Genomic DNA, 26,133 nt, shown 5'->3' on the forward strand with positions numbered 1-26,133 from the left:
ACACATCGAAAGGACACCCCCATGGGCATCGACGACAAAGCAGAAATCAGCGTTCAACACCACCTCGGCGCCGCCAAAGAAGGTACCGGCAAAGTCACTGACGACAGGCAGCTGGAACGGGAGGGCCAAAAGGATCAGGCCGCCGCAGGGATGAAGGAAGCCGGTGAGAAAGCCAAGGATGCCGCCGCCGACGTCGGCGAGAATATCAGGAATGCCGCCCGCAAACTCAAAGACGGCTTCAGCAAGTAACCCGCGGTGCCGAACTCCCGTCCCGGCCCGGCTGTTACCCCAACGACCTGCAGCTCTGACAAGGCAGAGAACTTGACTACTCTCGACACCATCGCCGAAGCCCTCGCCGAAGGCAGCGACGAGCTGTTGGCCCGGCGGGCCGGCGACGGCGACATGGACGCATTCGAGCTCTTGGCACGAAGGCACGGGACAATAATGCGCGCCTACGCCCGCCGAGTCCTGGGCTCGACGACAGAGGCCGATGACGTCGTCCAGGAAGCCCTGATCCAGGCCTGGAACCAGATCGGCGGGCTCCGCGACGCGTCCGCCGCTCGTCCCTGGCTGCTGCGGATCACAGGCAACCTGGCTGTTGACGTCCTCCGCCGCCGCAAATCCCACGCCACAATCGAACACACCCCAGACCTAGCCGACCCCGCGCCGGGGCCCGAGTCCTCCGCCATCACAATAACCGGCACGCAAGCCCTCGAACGCGCGCTGGCCGCGCTGCCGGAAGAGCAACGACGATGTTGGGTGCTGCGCGAACTGGGGGGGCAAACATATGAGGACATCGCCCAAACCCTCAACATCAGCCGAGCCGCCGTCCGCGGACGGCTGGCCAGAGCACGGACCACACTGGCCCAGAAAATGGAGGACTGGCGATGAACGACACGACCGACACCGGCTGCGGACGCACCATCGAAGACCTCAGCGACTACCTCGACAAAGGCACGTCCGATGATGTTGATCACATCAGTACCTGCCCACAGTGCCAGGCCGGGTTGGCCGGGCTTCGCAGGCTCCAGGCCTTTACCCGGGACCTTCTCGCCGAAGATCTCGCCGAGGCAGCCCGGGACGACTCGCCCTGGCTGGAAAACATCCTCGCTAACCTTAACCTGGAGATTAAGGCTGGGCGCAGCATCCCCGTCGCACCCGGGCTCGCCGGCGACGTGCTGTTCCAGACAGAAGGAGCCCTGACTGGCCTCGTACGCTCCGTCGGCGACACGGTCGAAGGCGTCATGATCGGCAAATGCCGCTTTGCCGGCGCCGTCACCACCCCTCGAGCGCCGATCATCGTGAACGTCGATGTATCGGCCAGGTATGGCTACCGCCTCCCCCAACTCGCAGCGACCCTGCGCGCGGAACTCGCCGCAGCCCTGGCCACACACTCCGAACTGAACATCGCCGCGCTGAACATCACCATCACCGAACTCCGTCCCCCCTCCCCGCCCGGAACGAAAGGACGGGACGATGACCGACACCGCCCGCCTCAGTAAACTGATCATGTCCCTGGAAGGGGTCCACACCCTCTACCCAGCAGACCCGGCCTGGAAATACCTGGCGCGCCGAGTCCAGGAGGCATTGGCCCCGGCACCCGGTGATCCGGCCACGGACCGTGTGTTCGTCAGCACCGAAGGTACCTCGACAACCGCCAGGGTCCGGGTCGGAGCGGACGGCACTGTCCCGGCCACCGACCTCGCCCGCAACATCGCCGAGATCCTCCGCACCAGCCTCGCTGACAACCCGAGGGGAAGCACCGTGAACGTCGTTGTGGAAATCAGTTCCATCCGGTACGTGCCGTGCGGGACAGGACCGACGACGTGACACGCCGGCCAGCGCCCGGCCCTTCCGTCGCCGGGAGCGGCAGACAGCCCACCCCGGCAGCGCGCTGCGCACTCCCTGACGGCACCGTCCACTGGCCACCACATCAGCCCACGGCCTCGACCGATATCCCGTCGAGGCAACGATCCATGGATCGTTGCCTCGACGCGTTTGTCTTTCTAGACACCCCATCGGACACCGTCCACGTCGAGATAGCGGGCAACCTCACCAAAGTCTCCCGGGGAGCGCTGATAAGTATTGCCTGCAGAATCCGGCAGATTCGGCCTACAGCCCACATCCTGGTCCGCTTGGGCCATGCCACGTTCGTGGAGTCAGCGGCCCTTGCCGGACTGCGCACAGACCTGGAAGCCGCATGCAACGACCCCGGAGCATTACCTGTCCGGGGCCGGGGCATCTCTCTGGACATACGCTCCCGGGAACGCAACCCATCATTGTCCGCACGGTCCGCGGTCAGCCCGGGCGGCGGCCACCGCACCCGCCTGAACGACTTCACCGACAATGAACTTCTCACGGCAAGCGACTTTGTCTTCAGTTGGCTTGATGACGAAAGCGGATGCCCCGGCACCAACGTGGCCGACATGCTCGCCCACTATGAGTTCATCGGGCAGGAGATGTCCGGCCGATCCGGGGCCGCCGATCCCGACGTGCCGGAAACGGCGGACCCGGCACGGCACAGGGATGATAGGTGATCGTAGTTGGCCAGCAACGAATTTGACGGCCGACGCGCAAGGACTAGCTGTGTCCGGGCCCGCCCCAACGCGCCAGGGCAACGGCGGCGAGCAGCTGGTGGCGACGAGATCGGCTAGTGGGTCTACCGGGCCGATAAATCCACTTGCCGCAGTGCCAGGACGCGGTGGGGATGCCCCGCCGATCACAGCCGGTGGGCGCAGGATCCTGATTCTTCCTGGGTCGGCAGGTAGTTCTGGGCCGCTTCGGTAACCTGGTCTCTAGCCGGGGGCGCGTTCTGGGCGTGGGCCTTGATCCTAGGCGCTTCTTCTTCGGCCTTGTTCAAGTACTGTTCCCAGCGAGCGGACATCGGTTTGACCAACCCGCCGCCGACGGGTGCCTGAACAACGGGCCATCCCTTCCACCCCCATCATGTCTTCTACCCGCCACGCAGGAGTCTGTCCTGTTGGGATTTCGCGGCGTCGACGGCGGCCTGGGCGACCAGGCCGCCTGACATCACCGCAAGACCGCCCCGCTACGGCCCGCACTAGCCGGTCTCCGGCGCTCCCATCGTCTGCCGGCAGGCGACCCTGACTTTGGCGACGAGGGGCGAGTCTGTCATGTCGTTGCTGTAGATCAGGCTGACGCGGGAGATGGCGCTGGTGTCCTCGATGTCCAGGTAGGCCAGGCCGGGGATGGCGAAGGCACGGAGCGATTCCGGGACGACTGCGATGCCCAGGTGGGCGGCGACGAGCCCGAGGATGGTGGGGAACTGGACGGCTTGCTGGGCGAGATCGAAGTCAACGTCGGCGGCGTGGAGCAAGGCGGCGATGTGGTCGAAAAGCCGCGAGATCCGGTCCCGCGGGAAGGCAATGAACCTCTCCCCCTTCAGTTCTCCGAGCCCGACTGAGGTGCGGGTCGCCAGGGGGTGGTCTGTCGGGACGGCAACTACGAGGCGTTCGTTTTGCAGGAGTGTGGTGCCCAGGCCCGGCACGGTCCGGACTTCCCGGGCGATTCCGGCGTCCAGGGCGCCGGCGGTGATGAGCTCGATCTGGGCGTCGGTGGTTTCCTCGCGGAGCTCGAGGTCGATGCCGGGCCAGTGGGACCGGAGTTCCCGGACCACGGGTGGAAGTGCCGAAATGGCCGCCGAGGAGACGAAGCCGAGACGCAGTTTGCCGATTTCGCCGTCGCGGGCCTGCCGGAGGGCCGCGGTCATGGCGCCGTACTGGCTGAGGACTTTACGAGCGTGCTTCAGGAGCAGTTCGCCGTCGGCGGTGAGCTGCACGTTGCGGGAGTTGCGCACGAACAGCTGGGTCTTGCATTCCTCTTCGAGTTTGCGGATCTGCTGGCTCAGCGGCGGCTGGGCCATGTGCAGCCGCTCGGCGGCTCGGTTGAAGTGCAGTTCTTCGGCCACTGCGACGAAAAGCTCCAGGCGACGAAGGTTCATACGAACAAGACTAAGTGAGTATTGATGGGAGTCAAATAGATACTTCTTTGGGCCGGGTTTCGGGTTTACCGTTGATCGTGAGGACAGTCACAGATCAACAAACACTAAGAGGTTCGAGAATGCCCGTCATGACCAAGCCCGCCAGCAGCTTTATCAACGGTAGTTGGGTTGAAGGGACCGGGGACACGACGTCCCGGTTCAACCCCTCGGCGCCGGAGGAAGCGGTCACAACGTATCACCAGGCCGGTTCCGCGGAGCTGGCGCAGGCGATCCAGGCTGCTGCTGACGCCGCACCGGCATGGGACAGGCTGGGGATTCTGGCCCGGGGCCGGATTCTGTCGGCGGCGGCGGCACTGATCCGGGAACGGGCCGAGGAGATAGCCCGCGTCATGACGGCCGAGCACGGCAAGACCCTGGCGGAGTCCAGGATGGAGGTCGACGCGTCCGCCGACACGTTCGAGTACCACGCAGGCTCTGCCAGGAACCCTGTCGGCACCGAATACCCTTCCAGCCACCCCGAGGAGCGGATCCTGACCGTGCGGCGCCCGCTGGGGATCGTCGGGGTGATCACGCCGTGGAATTTCCCGCTGCAGATCCCGGCCTGGAAGATCGCACCGGCACTGCTGCACGGCAACACGGTGGTCTGGAAGTCCGCCAGCAACACCCCCGGAGTGTCCGTCCTGCTGATGGACATCCTGGCCGCGGCCGGTGTGCCGGCCGGCGTTGCGAACCTGCTCCTTGGCCCGGGTCCGCTGGGCTCTGAACTCGTTTCCCATCCGTCCGTGGCGGGCGTGACGTTTACCGGGTCCGTTCCGGTGGGCCACCACATTCGCGGGATTGTCTGTGGACGCGGCGCGAAACTGCAGATGGAACTCGGCGGACACAACGCCACTCTCGTCCTGCCCGACGCCGACGTCGAACTGGCCGCGTCCAGCGCCGTCAACGCCGCGATGGGCTCCACCGGCCAGAAGTGCACGGCCACCCGGCGGATCATCCTCGTCGGCGACGGACACGAGGCGTTCCTGGCCAGGGTGAAGGAGAAAGTCTCCGCACTTGTCCTGGGCCCGGGCACTGACCCGTCGGTGCAGATCGGCCCCGTAGTTTCCGGCTCCGCCCGCGATGAAATCAACGCCGCGATCGAGACGGCCATCACCGAAGGCGGGGAAATCCTCGCTCAGGCCACCGCTCCCGCCGGGGACGGGCACTACGTCCTGCCCACCGTGCTGACCGGGCCGGAGTCGATGACGATCTGCCACGAAGAGGTCTTCGGCCCCGTGGTCACCATTCTCCGCGCCGCAACACTGGACGAAGCCATCGCCTTGGCCAACAACACCGAGTTCGGCCTCACGGCCGCGGTCTTTACCAGCGATGAGCGCGCCGCCCGGCAGTGCGTGACCTATCTGGACGCCGGCCTCGTCAAGGTCAATGCGCCCTCGACCGGTTCCGAACTGCATGCACCCTTCGGCGGAATGAAGGATTCAACCTTTGCCGGCCCCCGGGAACAGAACAGTACCGTCGCCGCGGCCTTCTTTACCCACGAAAAGACCGCATATCTCCGTCTGGCACCCGCGAAGGCATGATCATGACACTGCAGGACGAACGAACCGCACACGGGCTCCGGACCCCGGAGGAAGTACTCTCCGGCACCGACATGAACGGTGCCTGGTCCACCCGGCACAGCTTTGCCCGCACCATGCTCCGCCGCGCCGCAGCCCGGAAGTGGTCCGTGTCCAGGACCCGCCTGGATCTCGACGCCGACGCCCGGGGCACCGCCGTCTACACCGTGGACGCCGAAGGCCGGCAGCTGACCTTCATCGCTTTCTGCCGCACGCTGGAGGAAAGCGAACGCACCGACCGGGTCATCGCGGCTGCCTGGGACGTGACCGCGGCCCTCATTGAAGGGGACCTCACGCCGGAGCGCGAAGCTGAACTGCGGCGCAATGTTCCCGTCCAGGAACGCGGCCGCGTCGATCCGGACACCATCGTCCTGACCCGGGCGAACCGCAGCGCACGCTTCTTTGACTACGTCAGCGACTGTTTGGCCGCCGGGTCCCAGCCCGACGTCGACGCCATCGGCCCCAGCCCGTACCTAATCCGCAGCACCGCGTTCTACGGGAACGGAAAATTCGGGCTCAAGGAATTCACGGACATCCCCGCCGACCACCCGCTGGCCGTACCCTACCGGTCCCAGATGCTCACCGCCTGGCTGCTGCGAGAACTCAGCATGGACATGGTTGAACACGTCGCCCGCGCCAAAGCCTCGGCGGCTGGCACCACCGCGGTCCCGCTGGACGCGGCGTGGAGCCGTTACCTGGGACTGGGCAACGCCACCGGACTGGGCATGGTCCCATTCGTGATCAACCACCCGGACTATCTGGACGCCTGGTGCCGGCTGCGGGAAATTCCGCTCGCCGCCGGGCTCGGCCGGGACTACGCACCCGGGCATCCCGATCTTGCCCGCGTCGCGGAGCTTCTGGTTAAGGCTGACCGCCACCTGGAAGAGAAACACGCACTGAACACCGCCCCCTTCCTGCCCACCGATGCGATCCGACCCCAGGTCCAGCAGCTCCTGGAAGAGCTGCGGACCCACATGGCCGCCGCGACGGAACCCGCCCCGGTCCTGGCCCGCCTGCACGAGAAAGCCGCAAGCCTCAGCCCGGAAGCCCGGGGGATCTTTGCCTCCATCGTCATCGAACTCCGTACCGACTTCGACGAGGACGCCGAGTCCCTGCTCAGAGTTGACGGCGCCGCACCCTTCGACGCGGCCATGCCCTGCCGGGAACTGAGGCAGTTGCTGGAGACCAATTACGCCTGGGCCCGCGGCTACGACTTCAACGATCCGGAGAGGACGCGTTATTACTGGTTCTCTTCCGCAGCCAACGAAGAGCCCCGCCGGGACCTGCGCGCAGCCCGGCCCGAAGGTGCCGCCGAGCACGGCACGGACATCGCCCGCCGCATCAATGCCCTCACCGCGGACCTGGAACGGTTTCCGGCACATCAGAGCATCGCGGAGTTCCTCCTGGCCCACCCCGGGCACCGGTTCGCCGCGTCCCGGGTCCAGCAGACCCGCCCCTACCTCTACGGGGAGCTGCAGGACAACCTCATCGACGGTGGATTCCTGCCCCTGAGCACCCAGCGCTTTCAGCTGGCCAGCTACGGGATGAACAACTTCAGCCCGCAGTCAACGGACTGGCTGCGCGTGACCTTGTTCAGCGGAGCCCCCCGCGCGGTGGACATCAACCACGGAACGGACGAGGACGACTGGCTCTTCCCGACAGCGCCGAAGGAGCAGGGAAAATGAGCCTGCACCAGCAGCTGACCGTCGTGGACGGCCTGCAGATCAGCAACTGGAGCCGCCCCGTCCTGGAAGAACTGCGCACCGGGGGCGTCAGCGCGGTCAACGCGACCTGCGCCGTCTGGGAAAACGCCGCGGACACCCTCCGGTCCGTCGGCCAGTGGCTGGAGCTCGTCAACCGCAACCCGGACCTGGCATTCCTGGCCTCAACCGGGGCAGACATTGAAACCGCGAAGGAGCAGAACAAGATCGCCGTGTTCCTCGGGTTCCAGAATGCCAGCCCCTTCGAAGATGACTACCGCTACGTTGAACTCTTCCACCGGCTCGGGGTCCGGATTGCGCAGCTGACCTACAACAACCAGAACCTGATCGGCGGCGGATGCTTCGAAGCCGACGACGCCGGCCTGACCCGCTACGGGCGGGTAATTGTGGAAGAAATGAACCGGGTCGGCATGCTCATCGACCTCTCCCACGTCGGATACCGGACCAGCCGCGAGGCCATCGAAGCATCCTCGGTGCCGGTCTCCATCACCCATTCAAACCCGCTCTGGTTTTTTGATACGCCCCGGAACAAACCCCACGACGTCATCCAGCCGCTCGTGGACCGCGGCGGCGTCATCGGCTGCTGCCTCTACCCCACCGTCAGCGGCGGCGAACACGTCACCCTCGAAAGCTTCTGCACGATGGTGGCACGCATGGTGGACCAATACGGGCCCACCAGCATCGGTATCGGCAGCGACTGCACCCGCGGCTGGGACCAGGAATTCGTCGGCTGGCTCCGCAACGGCCGCTGGCAACCGACCGATCCGCAGAACACGCCGACCTGGCCCCAATGGCCGGACTGGTTCACCGGCCCCCTGGACTTTCCCCGGCTCACCGACGGCCTCGCAGCAGCAGGCCTCACCGACCACACCATCACAGCCGTGATGGGCGGGAACTGGGCCCGGCTCTTCACCCAAGTCATGGACACCACAAAGGAACACGCGCATGTCTGACACCATCACCGGTCCAGCCCTGGACGGGCAGCAGACGGACAGAACCACCACCGTCCAGCCCCGCGAAATCAAAGAAGCGGCCTTCCGGTCCCTCTGCGCGGCCGGCGCGGACCCCCTCGAGGCCCAGGAAGGAGCCCTCGCAGTCCTCCGCGCCGAAGCCGAAGCACACGCCGGTCTCCGCCTCCTGAAAGAACTGCTGGACGCGGACTGGAGAACACCCCTCCGGCCGGCGACGGCCCGGGACACGTCCTGGGTGGGAGGCACCCTGCGCGAGCTTGACTGCGCCGGACAGCCTCCCCTGCGGACCGCACTCCAGCTCCTCGACCTCGCCGCGGACGCCCCGGCCGGAGAAGTATCCGTGACCCGCACATCTGATGCCCGCATCCCGGGACTGCTCTGGAATGACCTGGTGCTGAGGCACACCGCCTCCCTGGGCCGCCGGATCATCATCGCCACCGCCCACGCCGGCGCGGCACCGGATGACGGAGACGCCACCGACTACCTCACCGTCACCGAGGGGGAGCTTTCGGCCACCCAGGCCCTGGCATCGGAGGCAGTCGCGGTCCTTATTCCGCAAACCGCCGGGGACAGCACCGTCGTCATGGCGCTACCCGAACGGGTCCACACGAACCCGGAAACAACCTTCATCGCGCCCAAACCGCTGACAATGTGGGAGAAAGAATGGCAGAGCATGTACCAGATGTCCCGGAAGTACCTGGTGCCGGACGCATGAGCGCGATCACCAGGACCCAGTTCACCGATGGTCAACCGCGTCCCTACTCCGCCTCCGCTGCAACTGGCGGCATCATCTACCTGTGCGGGCAGATACCGGCCCGGGAAGACGGCACCGTCCCGGCCGACATCGCAGGCCAGGTCACCCAGGCCTTCGACAACCTCGAAGCCGCCCTGGAACACGCCGGGTCAACCCTGTCCCACCTGCTCAAGCTCACGGTCTTCCTGGCCGACCTTGACGAATTTGATGACTACAACGCCGCCTACCTCACCAGGCTCAGCGGCCACCCCCTGCCTCCCAGGACCACCGTGCAGGTTGCGCGGTTCCGAGGCGAAAAACGCATCGAGATCGATGCGGTCGCAGCCGTAACAGCCTGACCGACCACGGCCACGGATCTGTTGGGTTACCAACGTCGTTTTCCCTCATCCCAGATCGGAACCACCATGCTTTCCCACGCACCAGCACCTGCACCTCAAATGACCATCGATTCAGCGCCGCTGAACTCCTTCCACAAACGCCTCACCCTCTTCAGCTCAGGGGGCCCGTTCCTCGACGGGTACATCCTGGCCATCATCGGCATTGCCCTGGTCCAGATCATCCCGGCCTGGCAGATGAATGACTGGTGGAACGGCCTCATCGGCGCCTCCGCCCTGATCGGGGTCTTCCTCGGCGGCCTGATCTTCGGCAACATCACCGACAAAATCGGCCGCAAGCTTATGTACACGATCGACCTCATGGCCATCATCGTGTTCTCCATCGCCCAGTTCTTCGTCCAGGAACCCTGGCAGCTGTTCCTCCTGCGGCTGCTCATCGGCATCGCCGTCGGCGCCGACTATCCCATCGCGACATCCCTGGTCGCCGAATTCGTGCCCAAGAACTGGCGTGCCCGGCTCCTCGGCGGCCTGAACGCCATGTGGTTCGTCGGCGCCACCGTCGCCGCCTTCGTCGGCTACTGGCTCCTCTCCTTTGACGACGGATGGCGCTGGATGCTTGCCTCCTCCGCCGTGCCCGCCGTCCTAATCCTCATCGCCCGGGCCACCATCCCCGAGTCCCCCCACTGGCTCGTCGGCAAAGGCCGGCACCAGGAAGCGCTGGAGATCCTGAAGAAAACCATCGGCGAGGGCGCCACCCTGGACGGCATCACCGCCCATGACCCCAACGCGGCCAAACTCAGCACCGCCAAGGCCTTCAAACTGGTTCTGACCGGCGGCTACCTGCACCGGGTCATCTTCATCTCCATCTTCTGGACCTGCACCATCGTGACCCTGTTCTCCATCTACGCCTTCGGACCCCAGATCCTGGCCCTGTTCAACCTCCAGTCCGGCGACGAAGCCAACATCGGCTACGGCCTGATCAACCTCTTCTTCCTCGTCGGCAACGTCGCCGCCCTCCTCGTCGTGGACAAGCTCGGCCGCAGGCCCGTCCTGATCTGGGGCTTCATCCTCTCCGGCGTCGGCCTGCTGTTCCTGGCGATCTTCCCCACCGCGCCCTTGGGCCTGATCGCACTGGCCTTCGCCTTCTACGCCATCTTCAACGGCGGCCCCTCGATCCTGGAATGGATCTACCCCAACGAACTCTTCCCCACCAAAGTCCGGGCAACCGCCGTCGGACTGTGCACCGGCACCAGCCGCATCGGCGCCGCCATCGGCACCTTCGCCACCCCGCTGGCCCTGACCCACCTCGGGCTCTCCGGAACGATGTGGATCGCCGCTGGCATCGCGCTGCTCGGCGCGGCCGTCAGCTTCTTCATGGCCCCCGAAACCAAAGGCCAGAACCTCGAACAAGCAGCCGCCCTCCACCCCTGACACCACCTACCAAACACAGCGAGCGGGAGCGACTGTCCATCCGAGGCCATGCCGCTCCCGCCACCGCGTGAGACGACCCCGCCCCCAGCTTTACCCCGGCGTTCCAGGGAAAGGGGCCGGGACTGTTTCGGGCCGCAGAGCCACGCCAGCCCCATCATGGTCATCTCCAGGCAATGTCGAACCGTGACAGGGTCCTCAGTTCCGCAGCGAGTCCGGCATTTTTCCGGAAGTCCTGCCCGAGGTACGGTCCAGTCCCCGGGTCAGGATCAGGCGTTCCCGGAGTACGGCGATGTGGTCATCCGGGTGGACAGTGAGTAGGCTGCGCAGGGTGGCCTTGACAGAGGCGTTTTGGGGGTCGGGGTCGGTCAGGACCGCTTGGATGATGTCCCGGGCCTGGTCGTGCAGCGACATGGCCGTGTCGTTTTCAGGTCCTTGGGGTCGGGGTGCCGTTCCGGTCCTGGGACCCTGGGGCTGTTTAGAGTTCATCGGCTCGTCCTTTGCTTGCGAGCGTTCGTTATCGGGACCTGCTGGCAAGGCCTTGCTTCGTCCAGCACAGACACCCACGGGACCGTGCATGCGCGTGCAGAACGCATCGGCGGCTGCGGGTCTTCGGGATGATTGGTTTCCCAAGATACTGGCTGGCCGGGAGTTTCGCTTTGGAATAGCGGCGCAGCAGGGCCCTCACCGGTTCGGGCTTTGATCCTTTTTCGGACGTACCAGGCTGCCACCGCGGCCGTGAGGACGGCCAGCAGCGCGATGGTTACTGTGGGTCCGAAGGTTTTGGCGGCCGTAAGGTAGGCGTTTCCGGCGAAGTATCCGGCGAGGACCACCGCGGCCCCCCAGATGGTGCCGCCGGCGGTGTTGAAGGCCAGGAAGCGGCGGTAGGGCATGTGGGAGAGCCCGGCGAGGGCGGGCATAACGGCACGGAAGAACGCTGTAAACCGTCCGAGGAACACGGCGGATCCTCCCTTGCGGGCGAGCAGTTCCCGTGCCCGGTCCAGTTGGGTCCGTCGTTTTTGGAGTAAGGGAATCTGCAGGATCCGGGACCCGAAGTGGTGGCCGATCTGGTAGCCGACGGTGTCTCCGATGATGGCTGCGGCTATGACGAGGACCAGGACCAGCCAGAGCTGGAGATGGTTCTGGCTGGCCAGGACCCCGCCGAGGACGGCTGCCGTTTCGCCGGGCAGGATGAAACCGATGAACAGGGCGTCTTCGGCGAAGACCAGGGCAGTAATGATTAGGTAGGCGGGCAGGGGCCCGGCGTTGCGGACAGCGTCGATGATCCAGGTCATGACTTGACCTTCTGCTGCCGGTCCGCCGGGCGCATCGATCCATTACCGGCGGTCGGGCCCGGGCTAATAGGGATCTGCATGGTGGTGCCTCCTGCGGGTTCGTATCGGTACTACCAGCATGGATGCTGACGCCTGAGGGGATCCTGAGGCGTGTCCCTAGACCGGTGCGTGGCCCCGGCGGGCGCCCGTCTTAGTCGATTTTTTCGCCGGTGCCTTTGGCTTTGGTGGCGGTCGCGGTGGCCGGGGCGAGTCCGGGTGCGGCTGCTTCTACGCTGATTTTTACTTCATTGGTGGAGGTGCGGTAGAGGCTGTATTTGTTTTCCGGGTAGTGACCGGGGCCGGTGCCGTTGTCGAAATACACTGTGGCGGAGGTATCCGGTGCCAGGGTCAGTCCGTCGAGTTTCTGGTAGTAGGACTCCGTCTGTCCGGTGCCGGCATCCTTCATGGTGTAGTAAACCTCCAGGCCGCCAAGCGGCGCGGCGGTGGAGTTGCTCAGGGTGAATTGAAGCCGGTCCGGAACTGCTGCGTTGGTCTGCGGGTCGGTGTTGTCTTCGGCCTTGGCCTTGCTGATGGTCAGTCCGGGGGCGGTCCCGGTAGCGGTGATGGGGTTTTTCGTGACGGGCAGCACGGTGGCCGCGGGAGCCGCTGATGAGGGCTGGGCCGATGGCGTGCCGGCCCCGGAGGTCCCCTGCCAGATCAGGATCCCGGCCACGGCGGCGATGACGAACAGTGCCAGGGGGAGAATTTTCTTAAGGGTGAGCGTCTTCATGGTTTTAGACCTTTCGGAGGAGTTTGTCCCGGGTGCCGGCCAGGAGTGCTGCGGTGACTGCCGCGGCGAATCCGGCGAGGAGCCAGAGGGTGTGGTTGAAGGTCCCTGCCCACACAAATGCCGGGGACTGTTGGTTGTATTGGTTTTTGATGCCGAGCCAGGCGAACAGGGGGCGTTCGTATTGTTTGGTCAGGGAGGTTTGTTCGATGAGGTCCCGGGATGTTTCGTAGCCGGTGAAGTTGGCCATGACGGCGTGTTCGTGGGCTTTGTCGATTTGGAGGCTGGCGAACAGGCCGCCGGGGATCTGGTTATCCGGGTCCATGGTGTCGCCGATTTGCGGGATGATCAGGACCACGACGAGCCAGAGGACCAGGGCAAGGATCAGCCCTGTACCCGGGGCCCGGGTGAGGGCGGCCAAGGCCAGCGCCGCGAGCGACCACAGGGTGAGGTAGATGGTGGTGTGCGCTGCGGCAATGATCAGCCGGATCAAGTCTGTTCCTGTCAGGGGTGCGTTGCCGGCAATCAGCAGGGTCGCGGTGATGACGGCGAACAGGGCTGTGGTGACGGCGGTCCAGATGATGAGGGCGGCCAGGATTTTTCCGGCGGCGAAGCTGTACCGGCCTAGCGGACGGGTGAAGAGCAGTTCCAGGGTCCCGTTGTTCTTTTCCTTAGCGATCAGTCCATAACCGAGGATCACGGCGAAGAGGCTCCCGACGATTTCCAGGTACTCCATGCCCGCCCGGAGCATCTGCAGCGGGAAGAGATCCGGCGGGGGGGCATTGACGGCACCGCCGCTGGCTTTGAGGGCCTGAAGGTAGCTGGTGTAGTCGGCAGTTTTGGTCCGGAAGTCTGCGGCCGCGACCAGGACGGAGAGCACGACGACAACGGCCAGGAAGGCGATGAGCAGCTGCACGGAGCGGTTGCGGGAGAGGTCCCGGAGTTCCTTCCCGCAGAGCGTGATAAGGCTAGTCATGAAGTTCCTTTCGCATACTGGTCCGCCCGGTCAGGACGACCGCGCTGATACCGGCCGCGAGGAAGGCCAGGATCACCGTGATCCCGCCGGCCATGGTGCCGGTGGCCTGGGGGTCCTTCAGCAGGATTGCGGCGACGTGTTTGAATTGCTCCCCGAGGGACAAGGGACCGGTGAGGGATCCGGTGAGTGCGAAGATCCCGGTCTGCGGGGCTGCGGGCGGTGTCACGGGGTTCAGCAGCGAGACGGGGTGCGCGGCGGTACCGAGCAGCGGCAACACAAAGATGATGACACTCCAGATCACGATGGGGACCAGCAGTGCGGAGGTGTAGCTGGATGCGTGGATCCCGCTGAGCATGCCCAGTGCCACGAAGAAGAGCAGGAAAAGCCATGCCACGCCGAAAAGCGCGAGGAGTCGGAGCAGCTGATCGAATGCGGGGATGGTTCCGGTGACTGCGCTGATGCAGGCCGCGCTGATCAGGGCCGAGGACCCCAGCACCGCGAGGAGCCCCAGACTGATGCCGGTCATTTTCGCCGACAGGTACCCGGCCGGGGACAGGCGCCGGGTAAGGACCAGATCGACCGTCCGGGCACGCCGGTCACGCATCGCGGACTGGACGCCGGTCACGATGGCCAGCAGAGCCCCAATCAGGAGGATGTAAATGACGGTGTTGCGGGCGTAGTAGAGCGGCGGGACATTTCCGAACGGATTAGGGGCACTCGTGAGGCCCTGGCCGGCCGCTGAGTTATAGACCTCGGTAACGGTTGCTTTCGCGGCCGAGCCGATAAACGCAGCGGATGCGGTCATGCCGATGAAGATGACGAGGAGCAGTTGGGGCAGGCGTTCACGGCCGGCGCTGCGCAGTTCATGCCCGACGGTGGCAGCCCACGGGCTCATGAGGGGGTGCCTGCTTCGATGTGGAGGTAAATGTCTTCCAGCGACGCCTGGTCCGGGAAAGCCCCCAGCGTGGCCGCGACGGAGTTCTGGTAGATCAGCCGTCCTGAGCTAAGGATCCCGATGCTGGTACAGGTCTTGGTCACTTCTGCCAGGAGGTGGGTATTCATAAACACGGTCATCCCCAGCGACTGGTTGAGACTGATGATGATCTCCCGCAGTTTGGCCACACCCTGCGGGTCCAGCCCGGAGGTCGGTTCGTCCAGGAACAGCACCTTCGGTTCGTGCAGGATGGCCTGAGCGATCCCGGCCCGTTGACGCATCCCTTTGCTAAACGTGGACATCCGCTCCTGGCCGTGGCCGGTGAAGTCCACGGCCTCCAGTGCCGCCGCGATCCGGGCAGCGGGATCAGGAACCCCGGAGAGCCGGGCGAAGAACATCAGGTTCTCCGCCAGCGTGAGGTTGTCGTAGAACTGGACATTCTCCGGAAGGTATCCGATCGACCGGCGCACCAGATCGGCGCCGGTGGTGACGTCATGGCCCGCTATCCGTGCCGTGCCGGATGAGGCCGGAAGCAGCGTGGTCAGGATGTTCACGGTGGTGGTTTTTCCCGCCCCGTTGTGTCCGAGCAGGCCGAAGATCTCACCGCGGGGAACCTCGAGGCTCAGGGCCTCAAGGGCCTGTTTCGATCCGTAGGTCTTAGCCAGCATGCTGGTTTGAATTGCCATGTCCGTCATGCTTTGAAACCTATGCTCCAGTCGATAAGAGAACCCTGAGGATGCGTCGGTCATCGGATTCCCGGTCTTAGCCGCTCAGCCCCAGGATCGGCGCGAGCCAGTCCATGGCCGGGGCCAGAGACTGCCGCGGTACCTCCCAGGAGTGTCCCTGACCGGGCACCAGTGCGGTCGTGACGTCCATGCCGGCCTTGGCCGCCGCGTCAGCGACCCGGGCCTGGTAGCCAGAGAACGTCCCGTCCTGCGCCCCGGCGGCAAGGTAAATCCTGCTGTGGGCGTAGTGCCGGGCCGCCAGCACCTTCAGGGGCACCACCGCGTCAAAGGCGGCCGTGTTGCCGCCGAACGCCTGCCCGATGGTCGCTGCCCGGTCGGGACCCAGGGCCGGCTCCGCTTCGCCGCTGAGGTCGATCGCTGATGGGTAGACATTCGCGTGCAGGGACGCCATCTGCAGGGCGCAGGTCCCACCAAACGAGAAACCGCCGATCGCCCACCGGGCGGGGTCCGGATCCACCCTCAGAGTGGCCTTGATCCAAGCCGGGACATCGGTAGAGAGGTACGTGTCGGCCTTGGCGATCCGGGAATCCATGCACATGGTGTTGCCGTTCGCCGAGCCGTTGACATCGGGGATGACCACGACGGGCGCGAGCCCGTCGTGTGTTGCGGCAAAAGCATCCATGGCCGTTGCTACCGCGCCGGCGGTGATCCAGTCGGCCGGGGAGCCGGGCTGGCCTGCGACCAGGACCAGGACAGGCAGCGCCGGCCGGGACGCGTCCTGGTAAGCCGGCGGGAGGTAGACGTAGGCATTGCCGGCGGCGAAGCCGGACACCGCACCCGGGATCTGCACCGAGTTGACCGTCCCGGCCGCCGGGAGTCCCGCGGGTTTCACCCACGTCCTCGCCAACGGCCCCGCCTTCGGGCCGGGCGCAGGCTGGAGCGCGGTCTGGGGCCCCACTCGGGCGCCTTCCGGAAGCGTCTGGATGGCTGCGGTACTGGCCCCGGTCAGGTCCCTGAGAGTCCGGTAGGCGCCGAAGTAGGCATTCACCTGCAACGCGGCACCCAGAATCAGCACTGCCATGGCCACCGGTGCCAGTGCTCTGCGGCGCCAGCCGGTTCCGGCCAGGTTCAAACCCGCCAACAGCACAGCCAGGCACGCGATGCCGATCCACGCGGTAACGGGCCACGGCAGCTCCTGGGCTGATACGGCGGCCACGTGGACCAGAAACCAGCCTGTCCCCAATGCCAGCAGGGCCGCGGCGGCGACCGCCGCGGCTATCTTCATCCACCAACTCCGCCCGCGGCGGATGAGGAGGTATAGTCCTGCCGCCGCTGCCGCGGACCCGACACTGAGGGGAACAACCCCGGTGAGCAGATCCAACCCGGAAAGAGCGTTCATGCCTTAATCCTTCGAACTGCCGGGGCTCCCGGACGCTGGAGTTGATAACGGACGCTGGTGCTGTTGCCCGGGCGCCGGAAAACCCGCGAAGCGGGGTGCTTCGCGGGTCCCGGTACGTCGGCGGCGCTGTGTTGTCGGCCGGTCCTTTCCTCAGGTCCGCCTGCGCGGCGGCGCTACGGGGAACCCGGGGCGTCGCCGGGATCGGTGTGGTCACCGGTCTGTTCGACGTTCGGGCCGGTGTCACCGGGGGCTTCGGGGGCGTCTGTCGTTTCGGTACCCTCGACAGCCCCCGGGGCATCCGCAGCGTCACCGGCTGTGGGGGTGTCGACAGCACCTGGTACGTCGGCCGTGTCGCCCGGAGTGGGCGTGTCCGCCGTGACGGACTGGGTGGTGGTCGGCGTCGGGGTTGCAGCGTTAGCGGCCCCAAGCCCCAGCCCGGCCATGCCGAGGACTCCTGCACTGACGATGACGATCTTGGTCTTGGTTTTCAGGTCTTTGACGTTCATGTCCGGCTCCTTTCCTAGCGGACTCTTGGGTCCGCCGGCGCCTCCCGGTGCGGGTGGCTCTGGATCCAGTGTGGTCCGTGGAGGCTGAGAGGAGACTTAGCGTGCTTGAGGCCTGGCTGAGACAGGCCCCGGGGGCGGGGTTTGTTTTCTGCCCGTTGCCGGGCCCATCCTTGGAACATGGATGCTGCTCAGGGTTTGGCGCGCTGGCGCCGTGCACGATGGGGTGTGCGCAAGCGCGCGACCGCGACCGCGGTACTGGTCGTCGCGGCGGCACTGGCAGTGGGCGGGATCGTCCTGCTCGTCCTGCTCCAGAGCTCCCTTGTGGCGTCAACGGAAACGACGGCACGGCAGCAAAGCTTGGACGTCATCGCACAGATTTCCGGCCAGGACGTCGGTGAGGCCGGCCAGTACATCGCCTCGACCGCCCACACCGGACAGTACGTCCAAATCCTCGCGCCGGGAGGTTCTGTTTTCGCCTCATCGATACCTGCAGCGGCCGCGGCCCCGTTAACTTCCCTTCGTCCCGGGGCCGGACAGACCCTGACCCAGGACGTTTCCGGGCTGCCGAGCCTGCGTGACGATGATGATTTCCTGATCGTGGCGACCGGCGTCGATGTCGGCGGCAGGCTCTACACGGTGGTCGTCGCTGCGACCGTCCAAGTCCAGGCCGACACCGTTTCCACAGTGGCCTGGTTCATCCTCGGCGCCACCCCGGCGCTGCTGGCGGTTGTGGGCATTTCCGTCTGGGTGCTGGTGGGACGGTCACTGCGGCAAGTGGAACGCATCCGTGGCCAGGTCGCGGGGATCAGTGCCCGGAGCCTGGACGGGCGCGTGGACGTGCCGCCGACCGCCGATGAGATCCAGGCCCTAGCCGAGACGATGAACATGATGCTGGGTAGGCTGCAGGCCTCGGACCAGGAACAACGCCGCTTCGTTTCCGACGCCAGCCACGAACTGCGCAGCCCGCTGGCGACCCTCAGCGCCGGGGTGGAGATCGCCGCCGCAGACACCTCCGGGGCCACCTGGGAGCAAATGAAAAACATCCTGGCAGGGGAAACAGCCCGCATGCGTTACCTGGTGGAGGATCTGCTGACCCTGGCCAAAACCAACGACGGCGGCCTCCGGATTGAGACCACAGACGTAGATCTTGATGATGTCCTGAATGAGGAAGTCCGCCGGCTGCGTTCCACCACTACCCGCCTGATCGAGGTCACCCTTGAGCCCGTCAGGGTCGCCGGAGACCCGCGGCGGCTGGGCCAGGTCATTCGCAACGTCCTGGACAACGCCGACCGGCACGCCGTCTCCCGGATCAGCATTAGGCTGCTCAACACTACCGACGGGGCGCTCGTCACGATCGATAACGACGGGCCGCCGGTGCCGGTGGGGGAACGGACGCGGATCTTCGAGCGGTTTGTCCGGCTTGATCAAAGCCGGTCCCGTGAAAGCGGCGGCAGCGGCCTCGGCTTGGCCATCGCCGCGGGAATCATGGCAGCCCACCACGGCTGGATCCGCACAGGTGAAACCCCCGACGGCGGATGCCGGTTCGAGTTGGGCTTCACGCCGGCCCCCGCCACAGCCCGCCAACCAGGGGCGCCGAACCATGCAGTGGACCCGCGCCTGGCCGAAGCGCCGTAAAGACGCCGCGCCCGGCTGCTCAAGGCGTCGAAAACCTGGCACAGGTCAGTTGCTGCCTCATCGGATGCAGCGGATGCGGCCTTCCGGCGCGGGAAGCCACAGTGGTTCCTCAGTTCACCTACGGAAAGGTGGTCCGTTTGAACTGTCGTAGCGCATCCAGCACCACACTGGCGATCATCCTCGCTTTGACCCTCGGCTTGGGTTCGGCGTCAGCGGCGGAGCACGGCAAAACGACGGGAACCGCCGCCAGCGCAGCCAGGCCCCGGGACCGGGCACGGCGGGCAGAGGTAAGGTCGGCCCGGATCTGGATTTTCTCACCGGGTACCCCCAGGAACTCCACACTGACGAGCGAAAGATCGAAGCGGAACGCTAATTCGGGGAAGCCGTTCCGCGCACGCTATGGCGATTCCACACCGGCAGCGCAATGTTCCGGCCGAACACCACTGGCCGCCGGGTGCCCGAAGCAGGAGCCGGTCGCGGACGTTCTTTATGCGGGCGGCCGGTCGGCGGTAAGTTTGTAGCCCATTCCCCGCATGGTGGTAAGGGTCTGCAGCCCGAACGGGGTATCAATTTTCCGCCGCAGATAGCCAATATAGACCTCTACGACGTTCTCACCGCCCTCGAACGCCGGGTCCCAGACGTTGTCGAGGATCTGGGACTTTGACACGACCTGGTCGTGGCTGCGCATCAGGTAGTGCAACAGACCGTACTCCCGGGCGGTCAGTTCGATGGTGGAGCCGCGACGGCGCACATTGCGGCTGCCCGGATCCAGGGTGAGGGACCCGAGAGTCAGTGTGACGGGCCGTACCGGGGCGCCGCGGCGGACCAGGGCACGGATCCTGGCGACCAGGACGATGAAGCTGAAGGGTTTAGTCAGGTAGTCATCGGCTCCCAGATCGAATGCGTCCGTCTGGTCGTATTCGCCGTCTTTGGCCGTCAGCATCAGAACAGGGGTCCAGATCAGGCGTTCACGCAGTTCCTTGAGGACGTCGTACCCGTTTTTGAGCGGAAGCATAAGATCCAGCAGGATCACGTCGTACGGGTTCTCCGTCGCTGCCCACAGGCCGCTGACCCCGTCGGCGGTGACGTCGACGACGAAGCCCTCATTAGTGAGTCCGCGTCGAATGGTCTCCGCCAGTGTCGTTTCATCCTCGACCAGCAAGATCCGCATGATGGTCCCCTTTCGTTGATAACCGCAGTATCCCCGACGCAGCTTGAGCGGCGCCTGAGAAACGGCGGTGATCCTCTCAGCTTTCTCTCAGAGCCGCTGCTCCATGCTGGTGGGCATAAGGCCCGCAACGACCAGCTCACTGTCAGGACAACATGATGGATTCATTTTCCGAACACCCGAACACGATCTTCCCCGGGCTGCGGTCCTGGTGGTGGGCGACGGCCGCGCTCTCCATTTTCGCGACCACGACCGCGGCCGGGATGGCCGCGAAGTCCTTCGGGCCCCTGGCCCCGGAGCTGGGCCTGGACATCTTCCTGAGTCATGGGAGGAACAGTGCCTTGACTGCGCTCAGTGAGGCCATTCACTACGGACTTGGACCGGCCGGTGCCCTGGCGCTGGTGCTGATGATCTGCGGGTACCTGCTCTGGTACCGCCGTCGACCGGTTCAGGCGCTGGCCTTCGGCTCCGTTGTTGCTGTCGGGTGGCTGGCCGCAACAGCCGGAAAGATCTTGGTCAGCCGTTCCCGGCCGCCTGCCGACGCGACCGGAGCGCTGATCGCCGAAACGGGCAACAACAGCTTCCCTTCCGGACACACGGCCTTCGCAGTCTCCCTGGCGCTGGCCGCCGTGCTGGTCCTCGCCCACGGAACCGGGCAGCGCCTGACAGTACTTGCCGCAGGCTCCCTTTTCGCAACCGTTGTGGCGTTCTCCCGGATGTACCTCGGGGTGCATTACCTTAGCGACGTCATCGGATCCGTCCTGATCAGCAGTGCGGCGATCCTGGCTTGGCTGCCGGTCTGGAACAAAGTCATCGCGCCGCGGATCTCCGGAATTGGCCTGATTCGCGGATTCGATGCAAAGACGCTGGATCGGCGGCGACGCCACAGGACCAGCAACCATGCGGGATAGCCTCGGGCAATTTCCGTTCCCTCCGCATCTGCTCAAAGGAATTCCCGTGCCAGTGCCACCGCCGGATCCCGGAACCGTGCCCCACCAAGGGCGTTGGCTGTCCCGGATCGAAATTCTGCGCCGTGCCCCGGTTACAGCGGGTTTTGTCCTGGTCTTTTGGGCCGCCGGAGCTCTGACATCCACCATCATCACCGGCCCGGCCGGCACCTTGCGTCCCAACGTGGCAGCAACAGCGCACTCACTGCCCGGCCGCTGGTGGGCGCTTCTGAGTTCCGGGCTGTGGGCGCAGAACCTGACCGGGTACCTGCTGGGAAGCGCAGTTGTGCTCGTAGTCGGGCTGGCACTCGAATACCGGATGGGAAGCCTCAGGTTCGCCGTAGCGGCCCTGGGCAGCCAGATACTCGGAATTAGTGCAGCTCTCGCGTTCCTCACGGTTGCACATCAGATCATGGGGACCTGGACTCAGGAAATGAGCGGGCACCTCTTCCTTGGTCCCACTGCACTCATGACCGGGGCCATTATGGCGGGGACGGCGATGATGCCGACCCTGTGGCGGCGGCGGGTCCGCCTCGTCGTCTTCGCCCTGCTGGTACTCCTGGCCCTCTACAGCGGCGGGTTCGCGGACCTGGTCCGCCTCAGCGCCGCAGGTGCCGGGGCGCTCCTGGGCCCGGTCCTGTGTGGGAGGGCGCCCCGTTTCGTCCGCCCCGTCAGCTCCCGGCATGAGGGCCGGGTCCTCATCGCGCTGCTGGTGGCCGTGTCGGCCGTCGGGCCCGTCGTCGCCGGCCTGACGCCGCACGCCGCGGGACCGCTATCGGTGCTGCGTTTCCTGTTCACCAACATTCAGCCCGTGGACCCGGCGACACTCCAAGTCCTGTGCGCCGACCCGGGACAAGCGAAGGAATGCGCCGGCGCGCAACTGCAGCTGCGCGCCGGCGCCGGCGCAATTTTCATGGCGGTCCTGCCATCTTTTCTCTTACTGATCCTCGCAGACGGTTTACGCCGAGGACGCCGCTTCGCCTGGGCCGCCGCCGTGCTGGTTCAGCTGGGTTTGTCCGTGCTGGCCGGAATCACCATCGCAGGGGTGCTGTATCCGGGAGCACCGGGCACCGTGGCGCCCGAAGGGATCGGCGCCATCGAAACTGCCCGGTACACGCACCCTCTCGCGCTGGTGCTGCCGCTACTCCTGCCCGCGGTGCTGACGCTGGTGCTGCTGATCTTCCGCGGGCTTTTTCCGGTGTCGGCCCCTGCCGGAACCTACCGACGGCTCGCGGTCAGCACCGGGAAGACAGCAGCCGTCCTTGCCTCCGTCTACCTGTTGGCCGGAATCCTCCTGGCTCCCAGCATCACACCCGTCCCGGGACCCAGGGAACTGCTCGCAGATATACCGGATAGGTTTCTGCCGCTGGGATACATGCTCGATCTTGCCCCGGCGTTCGTTCCCCAGGGCGCCGCTGCAACCGTTCTCTATGAAGGAGTCGGCATTGTCTTCTGGGCTGTCACCGCAATCATGACCTTAAAAACCTTCCTGCGCCCGGCCCCAACACAGCACCACTCCGGTACCGGACTCGCACGAGAAATACTGAAAGCCAACCACGGTGGCAACTTGTCCTGGATGACGACCTGGCCAGGGAATATGTACTGGTTCTCCTCCACCGGTGAAAGTTTCATCGCCTATCGTGTCATCGCTGGGGTTGCCCTGGCCCTGGGCGGCCCGGTCGGACCCGTGACCCCTCGCCATGCCACGTTCGAGGAGTTCACCCGTTTTTGCAGTGGGCAAGGCTGGACCCCGTGCTTCTACTCCGTCCCCCTGGATCTGCGCGACCACGCCGCGTCCCTGGGCTGGGGCTCAGTGCAGGTCGCCCAGGAAACGATCCTGCCGCTTGATGCGGTGTCCTTTAAAGGAAAGAAATTCCAGGACGTCCGAACCGCGATGAATAACGCCGCCAAAGCCGGGATCAGTGCCGAATGGACCACATACCGGACCGCATCGTTCTCGGTACTGGCACAGATCCAGGAGATCTCGGAAGAATGGGTCGCCGACAAGAAAATGCCCGAAATGGGATTCACCCTCGGAAGCCTGGACGAACTCAACGACCCCGAGGTCCGACTGCTGGTTGCCGTCGGCACTGACCACATGGTCCACGCCGTCGCCTCTTGGCTGCCCGTCTACAACAACGGCACCATCGAAGGCTGGACCCTGGACTTCATGCGGCGCCGCACCAACGGATTCCGTGCCGGCATCGAATTCCTTATCGCTTCCGCCTCACTCAGCCTCAAAAACGAAGGATACGGGTTCATCAGCCTCTCTGGAGCGCCGCTGGCCCGGCACAACGAACCACCACAGCGCGGACCAGCTTCGGCAAGCAACCAGAGCTCCGGCAGCCTGGACCGGCTCCTCGACCGGCTCGGCGCGACCCTGGAACCTGTCTACGGGTTCAGGTCCCTGCTGGCATTCAAAGCAAAATTCCAGCCCCGCTACGAACCCCTCTACATGCTCTACCCTGACGCAGCCGCACTGCCCGCCATTGCCAACGCCATCACCCGCGCCTACCTCCCCACTGTCAACCTCGCAGAAACCCTAACCCTGGCCCGGCGCCTGCTAAGTGCACCCAAACAACCCCGCACCCGAGTCAGTAGACCGTACCGTCACCCGCCATCCCAGCCCGAAACGCCGGTGAAGAAAAGCGAATAACAACTTGACCCTGCCCATCACGGTCTCGGAGGTTGCCCGCCGCGCCGACGTCAACCCCGGGCTGGTCCGGTCGGAACTACTCATGCAAGAAATCAGAAACTCCAAAGCCCTACTCACCAGCGGGGCGCATCCAAGGAGACGGACTCAACCGGCGATTCGCTCAGCGGACGTGAGCTCCTGCGCCAGTAAGACCACCACCTCCGCCCCGAGATTCGTCAATACCGGGCGGATCGCGAACTCATGGTCGAGCAGATCGACGGGACCGACGCCGACTCACAGCCCTCCCCGCCGACCCTGTCGAACAGATCTCTAGTTCCGGATCGGGGCAGGACCGGCGCCGGAGTGCCGGCGCTGCCCGAACCCGCTCCTCGTTCCTAGCTCCCGGGCACGACGGGTTCGGGGAGGTAGACCTTCCCGCCGGATTCGCGGAACTCGTCGGATTTAGCGTTCATTCCGGCGATGGCTTCCTGTTCGGACATGCCTCCGAACTGGTCGCGGATGTCCTGGGAGAGCCGCATGGAGCAGAACTTGGGTCCGCACATGGAGCAGAAGTGCGCGGTCTTCGCCGGCTCGGCGGGCAACGTCTCGTCATGGAAGGATTCGGCTGTTTCCGGGTCCAGGGAAAGTGCGAACTGGTCCCGCCAGCGGAACTCGAACCGTGCTTTTGACAGGGCGTCGTCGCGTTCGTGGGCTCCTGGGTGTCCTTTGGCGAGGTCGGCGGCGTGGGCCGCGATTTTGTAGGTGATGACGCCGGTCTTGACGTCATCCTTGTTCGGCAACCCGAGGTGTTCCTTGGGCGTGACGTAGCAGAGCATTGCGGTGCCGTAGCGGGCGATTTCGGTGGCGCCGATGGCCGAGGTGATGTGGTCATAGCCTGGGGCGATGTCGGTCACCAACGGGCCGAGGGTGTAGAAGGGGGCGCCGTCGCAGAGTTCCTGCTGTCGCTCGACGTTTTCGCGGACGAGGTGGAAGGGGATGTGCCCGGGGCCTTCGACCATGACCTGCACGTCGTACTTCCAGGCCCGCTTGGTGAGTTCGGCGAGGGTGTCCAGTTCGGCGAACTGGGCGGCGTCGTTGGCATCCGCGGTCGCGCCGGGCCGCAGGCCATCACCCAGGGAAAAGGCGACGTCGTACTTGGCGAAGATCTCGCACAGTTCGTCGAAGTGTGTGTAGAGGAAGTTCTCCTGGTGGTGGGCCAGGCACCAGCCGGCCATGATCGACCCGCCGCGGGAGACGATACCGGTCACCCGGTTGGCGGTCAGGGGGACGTACCGCAGCAGCACCCCGGCGTGGACGGTCATATAGTCCACGCCCTGCTCGCATTGTTCGATCACGGTGTCCCGATAGATTTCCCAGGTCAGGTCATTGGCCTCACCGTTGACCTTCTCCAGTGCCTGATAGATCGGTACTGTCCCAATCGGGACCGGAGCGTTGCGGATGATCCATTCACGGGTGGTGTGGATGTCATCGCCGGTGGAGAGGTCCATCACGGTGTCGGCGCCCCATCGGGCGGCCCACTGCAGTTTGTCCACTTCCTCAGCGATGGAGGAGGTGACCGCGGAGTTGCCGATGTTGGCGTTGATCTTCACGAGGAAGGCCTTGCCGATGATCATCGGTTCGGATTCGGGGTGGTTGATGTTGTTGGGAATGATGGCCCGACCTGCGGCAACTTCGCCGCGCACCAGCTCAACGTCGCAGTTTTCCCGCACTGCCACAAACCGCATCTCGGGAGTGATGACGCCCTGGCGGGCGTAGCGCATCTGGGTAACGGTCTTACCCTCGAGGGCGCGGCGGGGAACCGGCTGCGCGCCTTTCCATTCAGCAGAAGCGGCACCCCGTCGCACGGCGGATTTACCGTCGTCGAGCAGGTTCCGTTCCCGGCCGCCGTAGGGCTCGGTGTCGCCCCTGGATTCTATCCATTCGGACCGGAACGGCTCCAGGCCGATCACAGGATCGCTTCCGGGCCCGGCCGTCCGGTAGACCGTGAACGGTGGATTCTTCGTCCCGTTCGGAGAGTCCTCCAGAGCAATCTCCGTGACAGGGACCCTAATGCCATTTTCGGGGTCTCGGGCGTACGCGAGCGAATGTGAATTCATGGAGCTCATCAGTGGTTTCCTACTTCCTTCGCCGGCATGACCCGGACAGGTTCAACGGTCGCAGACTGCATCAGCCCGATCTCAGCCCTTGCATGGGCACCCGTGTGGATGGAAAAATCGTAGCACCCCAGCGTGCCCGTTCTACCGCTCTGGATGATCCCGGGTATCCCCCGGACGGCAGCCATTATCGGAAGCAGGCCCTCCAGCAACGCAGTGCACGCCGAATCACCGGAAGCTGAGACTCCTGTCGGCAGCTGCCGAGGATGATGCGCTCCTCTGGCCA

27 protein-coding genes and 1 riboswitch are annotated in these 26,133 nt (G+C 65.2%); of the genes, 14 read left to right on the forward strand and 13 right to left on the reverse strand.

Annotation, left to right across the window (positions count from 1 at the left end; translation table 11 throughout):
• Positions 1-21: 21 nt before the first annotated feature.
• The 5 genes from ABIB49_RS15875 to ABIB49_RS15895 all read left to right on the forward strand — a co-directional run bounded on the left by ABIB49_RS15875 (position 22) and on the right by ABIB49_RS15895 (position 2,537).
• The gene (locus tag ABIB49_RS15875; RefSeq protein WP_226775945.1) at positions 22-249 is read left to right on the forward strand and encodes a CsbD family protein; all 228 of its coding nucleotides are present in this window, start codon (positions 22-24) and stop codon (positions 247-249) included.
• A gap of 72 nt (positions 250-321) precedes the next feature.
• Positions 322-891, forward strand: a complete 570-nt coding sequence (locus ABIB49_RS15880) for an RNA polymerase sigma factor (protein WP_354157344.1) — start codon at positions 322-324, stop codon at positions 889-891.
• On the forward strand, positions 888-1,502 hold the full coding sequence (locus ABIB49_RS15885; protein ID WP_354157345.1) for an anti-sigma factor: 615 nt from the start codon (positions 888-890) through the stop codon (positions 1,500-1,502). The genes ABIB49_RS15880 and ABIB49_RS15885 overlap by 4 nt, the downstream gene beginning before the upstream one ends.
• Entirely contained in the window at positions 1,477-1,830 is a 354-nt protein-coding gene (locus ABIB49_RS15890; RefSeq protein ID WP_226775942.1) for a hypothetical protein, read from the forward strand. The genes ABIB49_RS15885 and ABIB49_RS15890 overlap by 26 nt, the downstream gene beginning before the upstream one ends.
• Before the next feature lie 146 nt (positions 1,831-1,976).
• On the forward strand, positions 1,977-2,537 hold the full coding sequence (locus tag ABIB49_RS15895; protein WP_226775941.1) for a hypothetical protein: 561 nt from the start codon (positions 1,977-1,979) through the stop codon (positions 2,535-2,537).
• A 182-nt stretch (positions 2,538-2,719) separates the two neighbouring features.
• On the opposite strand, the gene ABIB49_RS15900 is transcribed toward ABIB49_RS15895, so the two are convergent.
• Both ABIB49_RS15900 and ABIB49_RS15905 read right to left on the reverse strand, forming a co-directional pair.
• Positions 2,720-2,884 (reverse strand): hypothetical protein, encoded by a 165-nt coding sequence (locus tag ABIB49_RS15900; protein ID WP_226775940.1) that lies wholly within the window; start codon positions 2,882-2,884, stop codon positions 2,720-2,722.
• Between the two features lie 177 nt (positions 2,885-3,061).
• A complete protein-coding gene (locus ABIB49_RS15905) occupies positions 3,062-3,961 on the reverse strand; it encodes a LysR family transcriptional regulator (RefSeq protein WP_226775939.1) in 900 nt (299 codons plus the stop codon).
• A 128-nt stretch (positions 3,962-4,089) separates the two neighbouring features.
• Here ABIB49_RS15905 and ABIB49_RS15910 point away from each other — a divergent pair, with 128 nt between their 5' ends.
• From ABIB49_RS15910 to ABIB49_RS15935, 6 genes are all read left to right on the forward strand, one after another.
• Positions 4,090-5,541, forward strand: coding sequence for an aldehyde dehydrogenase family protein (locus ABIB49_RS15910; protein WP_354157346.1), 1,452 nt, complete (start codon positions 4,090-4,092; stop codon positions 5,539-5,541).
• Between the two features lie 2 nt (positions 5,542-5,543).
• The gene (locus ABIB49_RS15915) at positions 5,544-7,262 is read left to right on the forward strand and encodes a hypothetical protein (protein ID WP_226775937.1); all 1,719 of its coding nucleotides are present in this window, start codon (positions 5,544-5,546) and stop codon (positions 7,260-7,262) included.
• Positions 7,259-8,251 carry a membrane dipeptidase gene (locus tag ABIB49_RS15920; RefSeq protein WP_226775936.1) on the forward strand — a complete coding sequence of 331 codons (993 nt, stop codon included), beginning with the start codon at positions 7,259-7,261 and terminating at the stop codon, positions 8,249-8,251. The genes ABIB49_RS15915 and ABIB49_RS15920 overlap by 4 nt, the downstream gene beginning before the upstream one ends.
• The gene (locus ABIB49_RS15925) at positions 8,244-8,984 is read left to right on the forward strand and encodes a hypothetical protein (RefSeq protein WP_226775935.1); all 741 of its coding nucleotides are present in this window, start codon (positions 8,244-8,246) and stop codon (positions 8,982-8,984) included. The genes ABIB49_RS15920 and ABIB49_RS15925 overlap by 8 nt, the downstream gene beginning before the upstream one ends.
• Positions 8,981-9,361 (forward strand): RidA family protein, encoded by a 381-nt coding sequence (locus ABIB49_RS15930; RefSeq protein WP_226775934.1) that lies wholly within the window; start codon positions 8,981-8,983, stop codon positions 9,359-9,361. Before ABIB49_RS15925 ends, ABIB49_RS15930 begins: the two co-directional genes overlap by 4 nt.
• 99 nt (positions 9,362-9,460) lie before the next feature.
• A complete protein-coding gene (locus tag ABIB49_RS15935; protein ID WP_226775933.1) occupies positions 9,461-10,789 on the forward strand; it encodes an MFS transporter in 1,329 nt (442 codons plus the stop codon).
• Between the two features lie 195 nt (positions 10,790-10,984).
• On the opposite strand, the gene ABIB49_RS15940 is transcribed toward ABIB49_RS15935, so the two are convergent.
• From ABIB49_RS15940 to ABIB49_RS15975, 8 genes are all read right to left on the reverse strand, one after another.
• Complete coding sequence (locus ABIB49_RS15940) at positions 10,985-11,275, reverse strand: hypothetical protein (RefSeq protein ID WP_354157347.1); 291 nt, start codon at positions 11,273-11,275, stop codon at positions 10,985-10,987.
• On the reverse strand, positions 11,272-12,081 hold the full coding sequence (locus ABIB49_RS15945; protein WP_226775931.1) for a DedA family protein: 810 nt from the start codon (positions 12,079-12,081) through the stop codon (positions 11,272-11,274). The genes ABIB49_RS15940 and ABIB49_RS15945 overlap by 4 nt, the downstream gene beginning before the upstream one ends.
• A gap of 190 nt (positions 12,082-12,271) precedes the next feature.
• A complete protein-coding gene (locus ABIB49_RS15950) occupies positions 12,272-12,850 on the reverse strand; it encodes a hypothetical protein (RefSeq protein WP_226775930.1) in 579 nt (192 codons plus the stop codon).
• 4 nt (positions 12,851-12,854) lie between these two features.
• Positions 12,855-13,823 carry an ABC transporter permease gene (locus tag ABIB49_RS15955; RefSeq protein WP_226775929.1) on the reverse strand — a complete coding sequence of 323 codons (969 nt, stop codon included), beginning with the start codon at positions 13,821-13,823 and terminating at the stop codon, positions 12,855-12,857.
• Positions 13,816-14,718 carry an ABC transporter permease gene (locus ABIB49_RS15960; RefSeq protein ID WP_354157348.1) on the reverse strand — a complete coding sequence of 301 codons (903 nt, stop codon included), beginning with the start codon at positions 14,716-14,718 and terminating at the stop codon, positions 13,816-13,818. The genes ABIB49_RS15955 and ABIB49_RS15960 overlap by 8 nt, the downstream gene beginning before the upstream one ends.
• Positions 14,715-15,443: an ABC transporter ATP-binding protein gene (locus tag ABIB49_RS15965; protein ID WP_226775927.1), complete on the reverse strand. Its 729-nt coding sequence runs from the start codon at positions 15,441-15,443 to the stop codon at positions 14,715-14,717. Before ABIB49_RS15965 ends, ABIB49_RS15960 begins: the two co-directional genes overlap by 4 nt.
• A gap of 76 nt (positions 15,444-15,519) precedes the next feature.
• Entirely contained in the window at positions 15,520-16,842 is a 1,323-nt protein-coding gene (locus ABIB49_RS15970; protein ID WP_226775926.1) for an alpha/beta hydrolase, read from the reverse strand.
• A 173-nt stretch (positions 16,843-17,015) separates the two neighbouring features.
• Complete coding sequence (locus ABIB49_RS15975; RefSeq protein ID WP_226775925.1) at positions 17,016-17,348, reverse strand: hypothetical protein; 333 nt, start codon at positions 17,346-17,348, stop codon at positions 17,016-17,018.
• Positions 17,349-17,525: 177 nt separating this feature from the next.
• Between ABIB49_RS15975 and ABIB49_RS15980 the strand changes: the two genes are divergently transcribed.
• A complete protein-coding gene (locus ABIB49_RS15980) occupies positions 17,526-18,983 on the forward strand; it encodes a sensor histidine kinase (protein ID WP_226775924.1) in 1,458 nt (485 codons plus the stop codon).
• A gap of 118 nt (positions 18,984-19,101) precedes the next feature.
• Here the strand turns inward: ABIB49_RS15980 and ABIB49_RS15985 are convergent, their stop codons facing one another.
• Together ABIB49_RS15985 and ABIB49_RS15990 are read right to left on the reverse strand one after the other, a co-directional pair.
• Entirely contained in the window at positions 19,102-19,323 is a 222-nt protein-coding gene (locus ABIB49_RS15985) for a hypothetical protein (RefSeq protein ID WP_282468127.1), read from the reverse strand.
• Positions 19,324-19,470: 147 nt separating this feature from the next.
• Complete coding sequence (locus ABIB49_RS15990) at positions 19,471-20,154, reverse strand: response regulator transcription factor (RefSeq protein ID WP_226775923.1); 684 nt, start codon at positions 20,152-20,154, stop codon at positions 19,471-19,473.
• 152 nt (positions 20,155-20,306) lie between these two features.
• Here ABIB49_RS15990 and ABIB49_RS15995 point away from each other — a divergent pair, with 152 nt between their 5' ends.
• Both ABIB49_RS15995 and ABIB49_RS16000 read left to right on the forward strand, forming a co-directional pair.
• Positions 20,307-21,062 carry a phosphatase PAP2 family protein gene (locus ABIB49_RS15995; protein ID WP_354157349.1) on the forward strand — a complete coding sequence of 252 codons (756 nt, stop codon included), beginning with the start codon at positions 20,307-20,309 and terminating at the stop codon, positions 21,060-21,062.
• Between the two features lie 46 nt (positions 21,063-21,108).
• Positions 21,109-23,754 carry a bifunctional lysylphosphatidylglycerol flippase/synthetase MprF gene (locus ABIB49_RS16000; RefSeq protein WP_354157350.1) on the forward strand — a complete coding sequence of 882 codons (2,646 nt, stop codon included), beginning with the start codon at positions 21,109-21,111 and terminating at the stop codon, positions 23,752-23,754.
• A gap of 374 nt (positions 23,755-24,128) precedes the next feature.
• Here ABIB49_RS16000 and thiC read toward each other — a convergent pair whose 3' ends face one another.
• The gene (gene thiC / locus ABIB49_RS16005) at positions 24,129-25,859 is read right to left on the reverse strand and encodes a phosphomethylpyrimidine synthase ThiC (RefSeq protein WP_282360937.1); all 1,731 of its coding nucleotides are present in this window, start codon (positions 25,857-25,859) and stop codon (positions 24,129-24,131) included.
• A riboswitch (TPP riboswitch) is annotated at positions 25,857-25,964 on the reverse strand. It overlaps the preceding gene by 3 nt.
• Positions 25,965-26,133: the final 169 nt, after the last annotated feature.

Origin of the sequence: Arthrobacter sp. UYCu512, assembly GCF_040547075.1 — a bacterium.
GTDB lineage: Bacteria > Actinomycetota > Actinomycetes > Actinomycetales > Micrococcaceae > Arthrobacter.

Excerpts from the sequence above, each read along its gene's own strand:
- ABIB49_RS15900 (WP_226775940.1), bottom strand. The coding sequence starts at position 2,884 with ATGTCCGCTCGCTGGGAACAGTACTTGAACAAGGCCGAAGAAGAAGCG.
- ABIB49_RS15930 (WP_226775934.1), top strand. The coding sequence starts at position 8,981 with ATGAGCGCGATCACCAGGACCCAGTTCACCGATGGTCAACCGCGTCCC.
- ABIB49_RS15935 (WP_226775933.1), top strand. The coding sequence starts at position 9,461 with ATGACCATCGATTCAGCGCCGCTGAACTCCTTCCACAAACGCCTCACC.
- ABIB49_RS15990 (WP_226775923.1), bottom strand. The coding sequence starts at position 20,154 with ATGCGGATCTTGCTGGTCGAGGATGAAACGACACTGGCGGAGACCATT.
- ABIB49_RS15915 (WP_226775937.1), top strand. The coding sequence starts at position 5,544 with ATGACACTGCAGGACGAACGAACCGCACACGGGCTCCGGACCCCGGAG.
- ABIB49_RS15960 (WP_354157348.1), bottom strand. The coding sequence starts at position 14,718 with ATGAGCCCGTGGGCTGCCACCGTCGGGCATGAACTGCGCAGCGCCGGC.
- ABIB49_RS15905 (WP_226775939.1), bottom strand. The coding sequence starts at position 3,961 with ATGAACCTTCGTCGCCTGGAGCTTTTCGTCGCAGTGGCCGAAGAACTG.
- ABIB49_RS15925 (WP_226775935.1), top strand. The coding sequence starts at position 8,244 with ATGTCTGACACCATCACCGGTCCAGCCCTGGACGGGCAGCAGACGGAC.
- ABIB49_RS15885 (WP_354157345.1), top strand. The coding sequence starts at position 888 with ATGAACGACACGACCGACACCGGCTGCGGACGCACCATCGAAGACCTC.
- ABIB49_RS15980 (WP_226775924.1), top strand. The coding sequence starts at position 17,526 with ATGGATGCTGCTCAGGGTTTGGCGCGCTGGCGCCGTGCACGATGGGGT.
- ABIB49_RS15970 (WP_226775926.1), bottom strand. The coding sequence starts at position 16,842 with ATGAACGCTCTTTCCGGGTTGGATCTGCTCACCGGGGTTGTTCCCCTC.
- thiC (WP_282360937.1), bottom strand. The coding sequence starts at position 25,859 with ATGAGCTCCATGAATTCACATTCGCTCGCGTACGCCCGAGACCCCGAA.
- ABIB49_RS15965 (WP_226775927.1), bottom strand. The coding sequence starts at position 15,443 with ATGGCAATTCAAACCAGCATGCTGGCTAAGACCTACGGATCGAAACAG.
- ABIB49_RS15890 (WP_226775942.1), top strand. The coding sequence starts at position 1,477 with ATGACCGACACCGCCCGCCTCAGTAAACTGATCATGTCCCTGGAAGGG.
- ABIB49_RS15875 (WP_226775945.1), top strand. The coding sequence starts at position 22 with ATGGGCATCGACGACAAAGCAGAAATCAGCGTTCAACACCACCTCGGC.
- ABIB49_RS15920 (WP_226775936.1), top strand. The coding sequence starts at position 7,259 with ATGAGCCTGCACCAGCAGCTGACCGTCGTGGACGGCCTGCAGATCAGC.
- ABIB49_RS15955 (WP_226775929.1), bottom strand. The coding sequence starts at position 13,823 with ATGACTAGCCTTATCACGCTCTGCGGGAAGGAACTCCGGGACCTCTCC.
- ABIB49_RS15995 (WP_354157349.1), top strand. The coding sequence starts at position 20,307 with ATGATGGATTCATTTTCCGAACACCCGAACACGATCTTCCCCGGGCTG.
- ABIB49_RS15895 (WP_226775941.1), top strand. The coding sequence starts at position 1,977 with ATGGATCGTTGCCTCGACGCGTTTGTCTTTCTAGACACCCCATCGGAC.
- ABIB49_RS15950 (WP_226775930.1), bottom strand. The coding sequence starts at position 12,850 with ATGAAGACGCTCACCCTTAAGAAAATTCTCCCCCTGGCACTGTTCGTC.
- ABIB49_RS15945 (WP_226775931.1), bottom strand. The coding sequence starts at position 12,081 with ATGACCTGGATCATCGACGCTGTCCGCAACGCCGGGCCCCTGCCCGCC.
- ABIB49_RS15940 (WP_354157347.1), bottom strand. The coding sequence starts at position 11,275 with ATGAACTCTAAACAGCCCCAGGGTCCCAGGACCGGAACGGCACCCCGA.
- ABIB49_RS15975 (WP_226775925.1), bottom strand. The coding sequence starts at position 17,348 with ATGAACGTCAAAGACCTGAAAACCAAGACCAAGATCGTCATCGTCAGT.
- ABIB49_RS15910 (WP_354157346.1), top strand. The coding sequence starts at position 4,090 with ATGACCAAGCCCGCCAGCAGCTTTATCAACGGTAGTTGGGTTGAAGGG.